The 13,043-nt window shown below is 70.9% G+C and carries 12 protein-coding genes; 1 reads left to right on the top strand and 11 read right to left on the bottom strand.

The window, feature by feature from the left end; translation table 11 throughout:
- Window positions 1–23: 23 nt before the first annotated feature.
- Both dapC and fdxA read right to left on the bottom strand, forming a co-directional pair.
- Complete coding sequence (gene dapC, locus EKG83_RS04085) at window positions 24–1,109, bottom strand: succinyldiaminopimelate transaminase (protein ID WP_033430429.1); 1,086 nt, start codon at window positions 1,107–1,109, stop codon at window positions 24–26.
- Complete coding sequence (gene fdxA / locus EKG83_RS04080; RefSeq protein ID WP_033430540.1) at window positions 1,106–1,432, bottom strand: ferredoxin; 327 nt, start codon at window positions 1,430–1,432, stop codon at window positions 1,106–1,108. Before fdxA ends, dapC begins: the two co-directional genes overlap by 4 nt.
- Window positions 1,433–1,589: 157 nt before the next feature.
- Between fdxA and EKG83_RS04075 the strand changes: the two genes are divergently transcribed.
- Window positions 1,590–2,384: a GNAT family N-acetyltransferase gene (locus EKG83_RS04075; protein ID WP_033430430.1), complete on the top strand. Its 795-nt coding sequence runs from the start codon at window positions 1,590–1,592 to the stop codon at window positions 2,382–2,384.
- On the opposite strand, the gene EKG83_RS04070 is transcribed toward EKG83_RS04075, so the two are convergent.
- The 9 genes from EKG83_RS04070 to EKG83_RS04030 all read right to left on the bottom strand — a co-directional run bounded on the left by EKG83_RS04070 (window position 2,360) and on the right by EKG83_RS04030 (window position 12,727).
- Entirely contained in the window at window positions 2,360–3,094 is a 735-nt protein-coding gene (locus EKG83_RS04070; protein WP_033430431.1) for a hypothetical protein, read from the bottom strand. The two genes, EKG83_RS04075 and EKG83_RS04070, sit on opposite strands and share 25 nt — an antisense overlap.
- Window positions 3,075–3,467 carry a hypothetical protein gene (locus EKG83_RS04065; protein WP_033430432.1) on the bottom strand — a complete coding sequence of 131 codons (393 nt, stop codon included), beginning with the start codon at window positions 3,465–3,467 and terminating at the stop codon, window positions 3,075–3,077. Before EKG83_RS04065 ends, EKG83_RS04070 begins: the two co-directional genes overlap by 20 nt.
- Window positions 3,464–4,303, bottom strand: coding sequence for an N-acetyl-1-D-myo-inositol-2-amino-2-deoxy-alpha-D-glucopyranoside deacetylase (mshB, locus tag EKG83_RS04060; protein ID WP_033430433.1), 840 nt, complete (start codon window positions 4,301–4,303; stop codon window positions 3,464–3,466). The genes EKG83_RS04065 and mshB overlap by 4 nt, the downstream gene beginning before the upstream one ends.
- A gap of 311 nt (window positions 4,304–4,614) precedes the next feature.
- A complete protein-coding gene (locus EKG83_RS04055; RefSeq protein ID WP_051765490.1) occupies window positions 4,615–5,679 on the bottom strand; it encodes an ABC transporter ATP-binding protein in 1,065 nt (354 codons plus the stop codon).
- Complete coding sequence (locus EKG83_RS04050; RefSeq protein ID WP_033430434.1) at window positions 5,676–6,860, bottom strand: ABC transporter ATP-binding protein; 1,185 nt, start codon at window positions 6,858–6,860, stop codon at window positions 5,676–5,678. Before EKG83_RS04050 ends, EKG83_RS04055 begins: the two co-directional genes overlap by 4 nt.
- Window positions 6,857–7,801, bottom strand: a complete 945-nt coding sequence (locus EKG83_RS04045; RefSeq protein WP_033430435.1) for an ABC transporter permease — start codon at window positions 7,799–7,801, stop codon at window positions 6,857–6,859. The genes EKG83_RS04050 and EKG83_RS04045 overlap by 4 nt, the downstream gene beginning before the upstream one ends.
- 1 nt (window position 7,802) lies before the next feature.
- On the bottom strand, window positions 7,803–8,801 hold the full coding sequence (locus EKG83_RS04040; RefSeq protein ID WP_033430436.1) for an ABC transporter permease: 999 nt from the start codon (window positions 8,799–8,801) through the stop codon (window positions 7,803–7,805).
- 148 nt (window positions 8,802–8,949) lie between these two features.
- Window positions 8,950–10,773 carry an ABC transporter family substrate-binding protein gene (locus EKG83_RS04035; protein ID WP_033430437.1) on the bottom strand — a complete coding sequence of 608 codons (1,824 nt, stop codon included), beginning with the start codon at window positions 10,771–10,773 and terminating at the stop codon, window positions 8,950–8,952.
- A gap of 289 nt (window positions 10,774–11,062) precedes the next feature.
- Window positions 11,063–12,727 carry an ABC transporter family substrate-binding protein gene (locus EKG83_RS04030; RefSeq protein ID WP_033430438.1) on the bottom strand — a complete coding sequence of 555 codons (1,665 nt, stop codon included), beginning with the start codon at window positions 12,725–12,727 and terminating at the stop codon, window positions 11,063–11,065.
- Between the last annotated feature and the right edge of the window lie 316 nt (window positions 12,728–13,043).

Below are 13,043 nucleotides of genomic sequence, written 5' to 3'. Positions count from 1 at the left end.
CCGAGTTCTGCGTTCGTGGTGGGTCAGGTGGTGAGGCGTTCGACGGCGGTGGCCATGCGCTCGTCGGTGGCGGTCAGGGCGATGCGGACGTGCCGGTCGCCCGTCGGGCCGTAGAACGTGCCGGGTGCGGCCAGGACGCCGCGCTCGGCCAGCCACGCCACGGTGTCCCAGGCGGGCTCGTCGCGGGTCGACCACAGGTACAGGCCCGCCTCGGAGTGGTCGACGGCGAAACCGGCCTTGGTCAGCGCGGGCAGCAGCAGGTCGCGCCGCGCGCGGTAGCGCTCGCGCTGCTCGGCCACGTGCGCGTCGTCGGTCAACGCCGCCGTCATGGCCTCCTGCACGGGCCGCGGCACGATCATGCCCGCGTGCTTGCGCACCTCCAGCAGCGACGCGACCAGCGCCGGGTCGCCGGTGACGAACCCGGCCCGGTAGCCCGCGAGGTTGGAGGACTTCGACAGCGAGTGCACGGCCAGCAGGCCGTCCAGCCGGCCGCCGCTGACCTCGGGCCGCAGCACCGACACCGGGGAGGCCGTCCACGGCAGCGACAGGTAGCACTCGTCGGACGCGACGACCGCGCCGACCTCCCGCGCGTCGGCCACGGCGCGGGCCAGCGAGGACGCCGACCGCACCCGCCCCGTCGGGTTGGACGGGGAGTTCAGCCACAGCAGGCGGGTGCCCTCGGGTGGCGGTTCGCCGTCGGCCAGCCGCACGGGCGTCGCGCCCGCCAGCTTCACCCCGACCTCGTAGGTGGGGTAGGCCAGCGCGGGGAAGGCGACCACGTCACCGGGGCCGAGGCCGAGCAGCGTCGGCAGCCACGCCACGAGTTCCTTGGAGCCGATGGTCGGCAGCACCGCCACCGGGTCGAGCCCGTCGACGCCGTACCGCCGGGCCAGCGCGCCCACCACGGCCTCCCTCAGCGCGCGGGTGCCGTGCGTGGTCGGGTAGCCCGGCAGGTCGGCGACCGCGCCGAGGGCACGCCGGACCACGTCCGGGACCGGGTCCACCGGCGTGCCGATGGACAGGTCGACCACACCGCCGGGGTGCGCGCGCGCCCTGGCGGCGTGGTCGGCCAGCGAGTCCCAGGGGAAGTCCGGGAGCTTCCTGGTCACTCGTGGGACGCCTGCGGCGGGAGAGCCTTGACGAACGCCGGGTCCGCGCTGACCTTGCCCACCTTGGACGCGCCGCCGGGGGACCCCAGCTCGTCGAAGAAGTCCACGTTCGCCTTCGTGTACTCCTTCCACTCGTCCGGCACGTCGTCCTCGTAGTAGATGGCCTCGACGGGGCACACCGGCTCGCAAGCACCACAGTCGACGCACTCATCCGGGTGGATGTAGAGCATCCGGTCGCCTTCGTAGATGCAGTCGACGGGGCACTCTTCGATGCACGCCTTGTCGAGCACGTCCACGCACGGCTGGGCGATCACATAGGTCACTGCGCTCTCCTGCTTCTTGTTCTGGTCCACACCGCGCAAGCCGGAGAGTACGCGGCGGAGTCGATTGTCCAACGCTCAGGCTTGCCTTATCAGCCCATACCGCGACAGTGCTCCAGTTCACACCCGCGGGGGCGCGCCCGTGGGGGACCATGCCGGGGTGCACGACGTCACCGGGTTGGAGCAGCGCTGCGCGGACGCGTGGCCCGCGGTGGTGGACGTGCCGCTCGGCCGGTGGCGGCTGCGGGCCGCCGGCGGGTTCACCGGGCGCGCCAACAGCGCCCTGACCACGGGCGACCCGGGTCTGCCGGTGCCCGCGGCACTGGACCGCGTGATCGACTTCGCCCGCCGCAACGGCATCCGGCCGACCGCCCACGTGGTGGTCGGCGCCCCGGTGGAGGCGGCGGTGGGGCGGGCCGGCTGGCGCCCCGACCTGGAGCACCCCGGCGGGGTCGAGTCGCTGGTGATGACGGGCGAGCCGGCCGGGTTCGCCACCCCGAAGCGGCCCGACGTGGTCGTCGCGGACGCCCCGTTTCCCGGCTGGTGGGAACTGGTCGCGCAGCCGGAGCCGACGGCGGCGCAGCGGCACGTGCTGACCGGGGGCGTGACGGGGTCCGGCACGACGAAACCCGGTGCCTCAGGGCCCGGGGCGGCGGGGCTCGACGCGGTGGGCTTCGGCGCGGTCGTGCGGGACGGCGAGGTGCTGGCGGCGGTGCGCGGCGCCGTGGTCGGCGACCTGCTGCACGTCGCGCGGCTCGCGGTGCGCCCCGAGGCCCGCAGGCGGGGGCTGGCGCGGCTGCTCATGGGCGGGCTGGCCGCGTGGGGCGCGGAACGGGGCGCGAAGCACTGCGCGTTGCAGGTGGCCGAGCACAACGCGGCCGCGATCGCGCTGTACGCGTCGCTGGGGTGCGTCGAGCACCACCGCTACCGCTACTGGGTGCCGAACCACGCGTAGGCGTCGGCGCGGACCCGCCTGAGCGCCCAGCGCTCGCCGAGGTAGTCGCCGAGCACGCCCACCACCGGCAGCATGCCCAGCGCCTGGTGGTGCAGCCGCCCCCGCGGCCGCTTGTCCAGCTCGTCCTCCAGCCGCCACAGGACCCTGGCGAGCTTCCAGACCGTCGCGCCGACGGCCCGGAACGTGGACCGCTCGGCGCGCAGCTCCTCGGTCAGCTCGCGGGTGCGCCGGTCCTCGTCCTCGACCGGGTCCACGGCCAGGCCGTCGACCTCGCGCCGGAACAGCACGTGCGCGAGCAGCCGCACCCGGTCCTCGGTCGAGGTGAACCCGCGCTCGCCCGCCATCGCCGACAGCAGCAGGCCCTGGCCCGCCGCGCCCAGCGCGGCCTGGATCGGCAGCCGGTCGGCCAGCGCGCCGCCGACACCGGGGATCGCGGCCAGCAGCGACAGGAGGCGACCCAACCGGCCCAGCCACCAGTCGTCGCGCTGCCGCACGCCCATCCGCGCCCACCCGGCCGTGCCCGGCACCTCGACCTGCGCCAACCGGTCCCACAGCCGGTCGACCAGGCGGCGGTCGGCGCCGTGCTCGACCTCGCGGTCGCGCAGGCCGAGCAGGTTGGCCTCGCGCAGGGTGTCCAGCAGGGGGCCGGTGGCGCGCACGAACGGGCGCAACGCGCGCACCACGTCCCGGTCAGTGATCGCTTCCGCCACGGGCCTGCCTCCCCATGAACGCACCCACGGCGACGGCGCTGGGCAGCACGCCGCCGGCGAACAGCAGGAGGGTGCGCCAGTCGGCGAGCAGCAAAACGTCGCCGCCCGGCCCGAGCAGCCCGAACACCAGCAGCGTCCCCATCCACACCAGCAGCGGCGACGCCGCGCCGGGCGTGGTGCGCGCGTACCGGGAGGCCAGCGCCACCAGCAGCGGGGTCGTCACGACCGCCGGCACCACCGTGATCGGGAACGGCCAGTCGTTCAGCCGCGGCAGCAGGGTGCCGTCCAGCCTCAGCGGCAGGAAGAACAGCTCCAGCACCGCGAGCACGGCCGCCGCGACCGCGATCCCGACCAGGGCCAGGCGATCGGTCAATCCAGCCCCCCGAACAGGTCGGTGCCCGCGCCCTCGGCGGGCCCCTTGGCCAGCACGTAGTGCTCGGTGTCCACGACCGGCTGCGCGATGCCGTTGGACAGCGCGTAGGCCGCGCCGCCCGCGCCGTCCTGCCACACGCTGACCTGCGTGGAGTGGGCGCGCAGGGCGCGCAGCTTGGCGCCGACGTGCTCGGCGACGTCGACGACGGTGGTGATGGCCTCGTCGTCGGTCACCGGCAGCTCGCCCTCGGCGGGCAGCCGCCACGGCAGGTCGGGCATCCCGGCCAGCTTCGCCACGCCCGCGGCGGTGGCCGCGCGGGAGGTGACGGCGTGGAAGACGCGGTCGACGTCGCCGGCCGCGGCGGTGGTGATCTGGTGGGCCCGGATGTGGTCGGGGTGCCCGTACCCGCCGAACGCGTCGTAGGTGACCACGACCTGCGGCCTGACCGAGGCGATGATCCCGGCCAGCTCCTCGACCTGCTCGTCGAACGAGCCCTGGACGAACGCGCGCGGGTGCCCGTTGGCCTCGACGCCGGCCATGCCGGAGTCGCGCCAGCGGCCCATGCCGCCCAGGAACCGGTGGTCGGTCACGCCCAGCGCGGCGCACGCCGAGCGCAGCTCCGCGACCCGGTACCCGCCGAGCTGGTCGGCGGCGTCCGCGGCGAGGTTGCGCAGCGCGGGCGGGATGATCTCACCCTCCTCGCCGAGGGTGCAGGTGACCACGGTGACGTGCACGCCCAGCGACGAGTAGCGGGCGATGGTGCCGCCCGTCCACAGGCTCTCGTCGTCGGGGTGCGCGTGTACCAGCAGCAACCGTGGTGGTGCGGTGAGCGTCACCGGATCAGAGTAAGGGGCGGGTACGACAACGCGATCGGGGGCTGCGTTGGATGGCGCCGCCTCCGGCAGCGCGGCTCGGCCGCCTGGAGTCGGTGGCTCGCGGCTGATCCCACGACGATCGAAGAGCGTGATCGCCGTGGGATGAGCCACGAACCACCGACGCGGCCTCGCGGCGGGGGTCGGCCCCGAGAAGCCGGTCCGCGCGCGGGGGGCGGTCCCGACGGGCCGGTCCGCGCGCGGGGAGCGGTCCCGACGGGCCGGTCCGCGCGTCGGGGTCGCCCCGACCGCGTCGGTTCTCCCGCCGGGGTCGGTCAGCCGACCAGGAGGGGCTTGACCTCGGCGAAGTGGCACGCGGACAGCGTGCCCTCGCCGTCGCCGCGGCGCTCCAGCTTCGGCTCCTCGACGGCGCAGATGTCCTGCGCCTTCCAGCAGCGGGTGCGGAACCGGCAGCCCGAGGGCGGGTTCACCGGCGACGGCACGTCACCGGTGAGCACGATCCGCTGCCGCCTGCGCTCCAGCTTCGGGTCGGGCACCGGCACCGCCGACAGCAGCGCCTGCGTGTAGGGGTGCATCGGCCGGTTGTAGATGTCCTCGCGCGCACCGATCTCGATGATCTTGCCGAGGTACATCACGGCGACCCGGTCGGAGATGTGCCGCACCACCGACAGGTCGTGCGCCACGAACAGGTACGCCAGGCCGAGGCGCTCCTGCAGCTCCTCCAGCAGGTTCACCACGCCGGCCTGCACCGACACGTCCAGCGCCGACACCGGCTCGTCCAGCACCACGAGCTTCGGGTTCAGCGCGAGCGCCCGGGCGATGCCGATGCGCTGGCGCTGGCCGCCGGAGAACTCGTGCGCGTACCGGTTGCGGTGCTCCGGGTTGAGGCCGACGAGCTCCATCAGCTCGTTGACCCGCGACTGCACGTCCCGGCCGTTGCCGCCGGTGCCGTGGATCCTGAACGGCTCGGAGATCAGCTCGTTGATCTGCCAGCGCGGGTTGAGCGAGGCGTACGGGTCCTGGAACACGATCTGCATGTCCCGCCGCACCCCGCGCAGCTGCCTGCCGCGCAGCTGCGTCAGCTCGCGGCCCTCGAACTTCACCGAGCCGGACGTCGGCTTGTGCAGCTGGAGGATCGCGCGCCCGGTGGTGGACTTGCCGCAGCCGGACTCGCCGACCAGGCCCAGGGTCTCGCCCGGGTACAGGTCGAAGGTGACGCCCGACACGGCCTGCACCTGCCCGACCGTGCGCGGGATGATGCCGCCGCCGCGCACCGGGAAGGACTTGACCAGGTCCCGGACCTCCAGCAGCGGGGTCTCACCCGGCCGGCCGGAGGCGGCGCCGCCTGCCTGCGGGTTCACATCGGTGGACGTGGTCATGAGGTCGGCTTCTCCTCTTCGTGCATCCGCGCTTCCACCTCGTCGACGGTCTCGGTCACCGGGATGTCCGGGTTCGCCGTGGTGAGGGCGGCCGGGTTCTCCACGACACCGATCTCGTCGTGCGCGAACAGGCGCTGCGGGTTCTCGATGGTCGCCAGGTGCGCGGAGCGGTGGCACCGCGCGAAGTGACCGGCGCGGTCGGTCTCCAGCAGCCTCGGCTCGGCCTCCCGGCACTCGTCGATCACGAGCGGGCAGCGCGGCGAGAACGTGCAGCCCTGCGGCAGGTTCATCAGCGAGGGCGGCGCGCCCTTGATGGGGGTGAGCCGCTTGCCCAGCATGCTCGGGTTCGGGATCGAGCCGAGCAGGCCGACCGTGTAGGGCATGCGCTGGGCCTCGAAGACCTCGTCCACCGCGCCCTGCTCGACGACCGTGCCGCCGTACATCACCTGCACGCGGTCCACCATGCCCGCCACCACGCCCAGGTCGTGGGTGATGATCATGATGCCGGCGCGCGTCTCGTCCCGGATGCGCAGCAGCGTGTCCAGGATCTGCGCCTGCACGGTCACGTCCAGCGCCGTGGTCGGCTCGTCGGCGATGATCACGTCCGGGTCGTTGATGATCGCCATCGCGATCATCACGCGCTGCCGCATGCCGCCGGAGAACTCGTGCGGGTACTGCTCCGCGCGCCGGTCCGGCTGCGGGATGCCCACCAGCTCCAGCACCTCGACGGCCTTGGCCAGCGCCGCCTTCTTCGACACGTCGTGGTGCGCCCGGTGCGCCTCGGCGAGCTGCCAGCCCACCGTGTACACCGGGTTCAGCGACGTCATCGGGTCCTGGAAGATCATCGAGATGCCGTTGCCGCGGATCGGCTGCATCTGCTTGTAGCTCAGGCCGACCAGCTCGCGGTCCTTGAACCTGATCGAGCCGCCGACCCTCGCGGTCTTGGGCAGCAGGCCCATGACCGCCATCGACGACACCGACTTGCCGGAGCCGGACTCGCCCACGATGCCCAGCACCTCGCCGGCGCCGAGCGTGAACGTCACGTCCCGCACCGCGTGCACGGTGCCGTCGTCGGTCGGGAAGTCGACCGACAGGTTCTCGATCCGCAGCAGCTTCTCACCGCCGGCCCGGTCGTCCCAGGCCGCGGACTCGGGTGCGCCCATCACGTCCAACCCACTCATGCCTTCACCCTCTTCTGCCGCGGGTCGAAGGCGTCCCGGAGACCGTCGCCGATGAAGTTCACCGCGAGCGAGATCAGCACGATGAACACGAACGGCGTGAAGAACAGCCACGGGTGCAGCGTGAGCTCGTTCTTGTTCAGGCTGATCATCAGGCCCAGCGAGGTGTCCGGGCTCTGCACGCCCAGACCGATGAACGACAGGGCCGCCTCCAGCAGCACCGCCTGCGCGATCGCCAGCGTGGCGTTGACGATGATCACGTCGATGGTGTTGGGCAGGATGTGCCGGAACACGATCCGGGTCGTGGACGCGCCCAGCGCGCGGGCCGCCTCCACGAACTCCTTCTCGCGCAGCGACAGCACCATGCCGCGGATCACGCGCGCGATCGACAGCCAGCCGATCAGGCCCAGGTAGAGGGCCACGATGATCCAGTTCGAGTTGCCGCCGCCGGCGACCGACACCACGAAGCTGTTGCGCACCAGCACCGCCGCGATGACCAGGCTGGGGATCACCAGCAGCAGGTCGATGAAGCGGCTGATCAGCGTGTCGGCCCAGCCCCTCAGGTAGCCGGCCAGCGCGCCCAGCACCACGCCGATGATCGTGGACACGACCGCCACGACCACCGCGATCTGCAGCGAGAACTGGGTGCCCCGGATGATCAGGGCGACCATGTCGCCGCCCAGCCGGTCGGTGCCGAACGGGTGCTCGGCGCTCGGCGGCAGGTACCGGCGGAAGCCCAGGTCGGTGTAGGAGTGCTTCCAGAACAGACCGCCGAAGAAGGCGAACAGCACCAGGACCACGAACAGGACCAGGCCGATCACGGCCGCCTTGTGCCTGGTGAACCGCCGCAGGATGACCTGCCACTGCTTGCGGGCCGCGGTGGTGTCGAACTGGCTGCTCTCGGCCGAGGACGACGCCGGGACCTCCGCCACGGGGGCGCCCATGTTAGTCAAGGCGAATCCTCGGGTCGAGGACCGCGTACAGGATGTCCGCGATCAGGTTGAACAAGATGATGAAGACGGCGGTCAGCATCATGAAGCCGAGCACCTGGTAGGGCTCGATCTTCTCGATCGCCTCGACGATGAACTTGCCCATGCCGGACCAGCCGAAGACCGTCTCGGTGATCACCGCGCCGCTGAAGCTGGCGCCGATGTTCAACGAGGACACCGTGATGATCGGGATGAGGGCGTTGCGGAACGCGTGCCGGAAGATGGCACGCCCCTCGGAGACGCCCTTCGCCTGCGCCGTGCGCACGTAGTCGGCGTTCAACGTCTCCAGCATCGAAGCCCGCTGGAAACGGCTGTAGAGCGCGAACTGGATGACCACGAGCGAGATCGTCGGCAGGATGTACGCGCCGCTGTACTGGAAGATCTGCTGGCCCAATCCGCCGGAGAAGCCGTCGCCCGGCGGGCCGGCGGTGATGATCCACCGGTCGGCGCCGATGGACTCCAACCAGTTGTTCAGCTCGATGCCACCGGCCTTGAGCACGAGCGCCACGCAGAACAACGGCATCGAGAACATCGCGAACGATATTCCGGTCGCCGTGTAGTCGAATATCGAATACTGTCTCACCGCGCCGATGACACCGACCGCGATGCCCAGCGCGAGCGCGATCAGCTCGGCGCCCAGGACCAGCCGGAACGTGACGCCGAACGCCTTGACCAGCTCGTCCTTGACGGGCCTGCCCGCGTTGCCGGGGACGACGGTCTCGCCCCAGTCACCGGTCACGAAGTCGCCCGCCCAGGCGACGTAGCGCTCCATGAACGGCTTGTTGTAGCCCGTCCGCTCGTAGGCCGCGGCGATCTCCGCGGGTGTCCGGGGCTTCTGGAGCTTCCACTCGCCCAGGGGGTCGCCCATGGCGTTGGTGAGACCGAAGCAGAGGAATGACGCGACGATCAACAGCGGAATCGAGATCAACAACCGCCGGATTGTGTAACGGAACATGACGAGTCTCTAGTCTCCCTAGGCACCCCCGCGTGCGAGCGTGAGAGCCTACCGGACGCGGACACCGTCCGGGGGGCCGGTGCTTGTGGCACCGGCCCCCCGGCGGAAATGATCGTGCTTACCCGGTTCGTGCTTTACCTGGTCTTTGTTACTTCTTCTGCCAGGCGTACACGTTCCAGGTCACACCGCCACCGACGCCGATGTAGGAGATCGGGCCGATGTCCGCGCTCGACGCGGCGAAGTCGGACAGCTGGAACAGCGGCACGCTGTGCAGGTCGTCGCGCATCTGCTTGTCGACCTCGTTCATCTGCGTGATGCGCTTCTGGTAGTCCAGCTCACCGTTCGCGGCCGCCCACTTCTCGGTCACCGCGGCCGAGTCGTAGAGGTTGTAGTTGCCCGAACCGCCCTTGGCCTTCTGCGCGTAGTTGCCGTACGCGCCGGCCTTCAGCGGCTGGCCGACCCACGCGAACAGGGCCGCGTCGAACTCCGAGGCCGGGAGGCGCTTGTCGTTGAAGTCCGCCGCCTGGTCGTCGACGATCTCGATGCCGGCCTGCTTGCACTTGTCCTGCAGGATGCGCACGGTGTCGGCGCGGCGCTGCACGATCTTGTGGCCCAGCGCGAAGGACGCGCGGAACTCGCCCTTGGTGTAGATGCCGTCGGCGCCCAGCTTCCAGCCGCCGTCCTCGAGGGTCTTCTTGGCCGCCGCCACGTCGCCGTTGCCGACGTCGCCGTAGTGGTCCTCGTAGCCGACCTCGTTCGGCATGAACACCAGGCTGCCCAGCGGCTTGGCGTTCGGGTCGACGTCCGCCACCAGCTTCTCGACCAGCTGCTGCCGGTCGAAGCACTGCGCGATCGCCAGGCGCAGGTCCTTGTTCTGCGCGAACAGCGGGCGCGACATGTTGAAGTCGACGTGCTCGAAGGTCTGGCCACCGGCCGCGTAGACGTCGTAGGCGCTGTCACCGCGGAGCTGCTGGGCGACCGCCGGGTCGGCCTGCGGGGCGATGACCGCGACTTCCTTGTTCTGCAGCTGCTGGGCCGCCGACTGGGCGTCGGTGTTGGTCTTCAGGATGACCTTGGCCGGACCACCCGGGTTGCCCCACCACTTGGGGTTGCGCTCCAGGACGGTCTGGTCCTTCAGGTCCGAGGAGACGATCGTGTACGGGCCGCCGGACAGGGCGACGGACGGGTCGAAGCCCAGCCAGCCCGTGGTGTAGAACTCGGCGACCTTCTTGACCGTGTCGTCGTTCTGCGAGGGCAGGACCTTGGTGATGTCCGCCACGCCGGTCTTCTGCTCCAGGACGTGCGCCGGCAGCAGGCTGTCGCTGCCCGGCTGCGAGAACAGCGCGCGGTAGTCCGCGAACGGCTTGTCCTTGAAGAACGTCGTGGTGATCGTCTTGTCGTTGTCCGAGCACTCGAGCTTCTCGATGTTCTCGTACCCGGTCGGGGTCGAGTCGAAGATCGAGGCTTCCTCGCCGTCCTCACCCTTGACGGTGGCCTTGCTCGTGGCCGCCAGCCACTTCAGGTGGAAGTCGTCGCAGTCGATGGGCTGGCCGTCGGACCAGACCGCCTCCTTGTTGACCTTCCACTCGATGACCTGCGGGTCGTTGGAGGTGACCTTGATGGACTCCATCAGGTCGCCGTCCACCTTGATGATCACCTTGCCGTCGACCAGGTCGGTGATGTACGGCGAGGGCTGCACGTTGGACAGCGCGATGGTGCTGGAGAAGTTGTTCGTCGCGCCGATGTTGTTGTTGTAGTTGTGGAAGCCCTCTTCCACGGCGACCGCGATCTCGCCGATGTCGTCCACCTTGGGACGCTTGAACACCTCGTCCTGGCCGCCGATCTCACCCGGGTTGGCGTCCTGCTGCCCACCCGTGCCGCCGCTGTCCGAGCCGCCTCCACCACACGCGCTCAGCGCGAGGGTGGCGCTCGTCAACAGCGCGAGCGCCGAGACAGCTTTTGATCTCCTCATCGACACGTGCCCTCCTAGCACCGGGTTGGAGCGACCGGAGGCCGACTTCCACCCATAACCGTGATGTGCCAAACGCGCCCCGAACCGACACACCGTTGCAGCACGATAAGAAGCGGTGCGCCGGACGGTCACTACCCCTTCCACTGATCGTGACCAAAGGGTGACACGTCGGTCGCAGCAAGCGACTCCGTCGTTACAGGCGGGAACCTTCGTTAACCGGTCGCCGGGAATACTGTCAATACTGCCTCACGAACGCATCTTGAAGCCAGTGTTTCGTACCGGTCAACGGTCAACGACCTTCCCGCCGCCACGTCGGCGCGCCGCTCAGCGGACCCGCGAACGGGGCGCCCGCGGTGACCCCCCGGGCCTCCGGCAACACCACCAGCAGGTCGGCTACCTGGAACAACGGCATCGAGACGGCCTGCTGCCAGAGCACCGGCTCGACCGCGGCGAGGGCGTCGGACAACAGCACCTCACCCGTCAGCGCCTGCTCGATCACCGGCTGGACGGCCTGGTCGCAGAAACCCGACAGATTCCCCGGAATGGGTGTACCACCCGCCTCCGGTGACGTCCTGCAGCCGAATGCGGAAGCCAGAACCGCCGCCGAATCACCGGTGTCCAACTGGGGCACCACGGCAATGTCGACGACGTTGTCAGGGTTGTCCGCACCGGCCAGATCTTCGCCGAACAAGTCATTGGGCTGCGTTGTCAGGACCCGGACCGCGATTCCGGACAATGACAGTTGACGCTGGACCTCGTTCGCGACGGCCGCGTACGGCTCCACCCCGGCCGGTGCCGCGACGGTCAACTCCAGCGGCTTGCCGTCCCGCACCCACCGCCCCTCCACCTGGGTGTAACCCGATTCAGCGAGCAGTTGCGTGGCGTTGCCGGCGCGGGCCGGCATGGTCGCTTTGTAACCGTTCTTCGACGGTGGGATGACGTGGGCGTCGGCGCGGAGCCCCGCGCTGGGGCCGCTGCGGGTGCCGAGGTCGATCAGCTGGTCGCGGTTGAGGATGTCCATCAGCGCGGTCCGAAGCCGGACATCACCCAGCCGGGGGGACGCGGGCCGGAAGAGCACGGTGACGACCTCCGGCCGGGGCACGGTCGTCACGGCGACCTCGCGCCCCAGCTCCGCGACGTCCCTGACCGCGATGGCGTCGGCCCGGATCAGCGCGACCTGGTCGTCACCGGTGTCCAGGGCCTCGACGGTGTCGTGCTGGCTCGCCCGGCGCAGGACGAGCCGGTCGAGCGCGGGCGGCTGCTCCCAGTAGCGGTCGTTGCGCTCCAGGACGATCTCGCCGCGGGGCTGGTCGAGCGTCCGGACGGCGAACGGCCCCCCGGTCGCCGGGAAGCTGTCGGCCAGCGCGGCGCCCCAGCCGCCGGGGGCGTCCTTGAGCAGGTGGGCGGGCAGCAGGTCGTGGAACAGGCTGCGCCACCCCGGGTAGGGGCGGCTGAACACCACCTCGACGACCTTCCCCCCCTCGCGGCTGGCGATGTCGTCGATCAGGCGGTAGCCGGCGGGGTTGATGACGCCGGGCTCCTCGCGCATGCGCTGCCAGAGGTAGACGAAGTCCTCGGCCGCGATGGGGGCGGAGTCCGACCAGCTCGCGTCGCGCCGCAGCGTGTAGGTCACGGTGTACGGCTCGGCGTCGGTGACCTCGGCGTTCACCATCAGGTCGAGGTCGAGCCGGGGGCTGCCGTCCTGGTCGGTGCGGAAGGTGGAGGGCAGGAGCAGCGAGGCGAGGGCCGTGGTGATCGTCGACTGGGCGGCGAGGGTGTGGGGGTTGTAGCCGCCCTTGACGTCGTCGACGCCGACCACCAGCTCGTTCTGCTTCTCCTTGGGCACGACGGTCATGCCTGGCGTGGACGGCACCAGGGGCGGGGGTGGGGTGGCCGTGCAAGCCGCCACCAGCAAAACCGCGGCCAACACCGCCACAACCGATCGCTTGCCCATGGTGACGAGCGTGCCAGACGCCCCGCACCGACGGCCGCCGAGGCCCTGCCGGCCTTGTGGGCGGGGCCCGAACCACGGGGGTTCCGGGCTCCGACTTCATGCCGCAGGGGTCGGGCCGCAGGGGGTCGGGCCGCGGAGGTCCCAGCCACAGGGGGCCTGGCCGCAGGGGTCACGGCCACAGAGCTTCCCGCCGCAGGGGTCCCGGCCGCAGGGTCCAGGCCACGGAGGTCCCCGCCACAGAACTTCCAGCCACGGAGGTCCTGGCAGCAGGAGCCCTGGCCGCAAGCTGCCTCCTCACACACCCGCACACGCAGCG

Source organism: Saccharothrix syringae, assembly GCF_009498035.1.
GTDB classification, from domain to species: domain Bacteria; phylum Actinomycetota; class Actinomycetes; order Mycobacteriales; family Pseudonocardiaceae; genus Actinosynnema; species Actinosynnema syringae.
The sequence above is the reverse complement of the archived record's forward strand: the minus strand, read 5'-3'. Positions and strand labels throughout refer to the sequence as shown.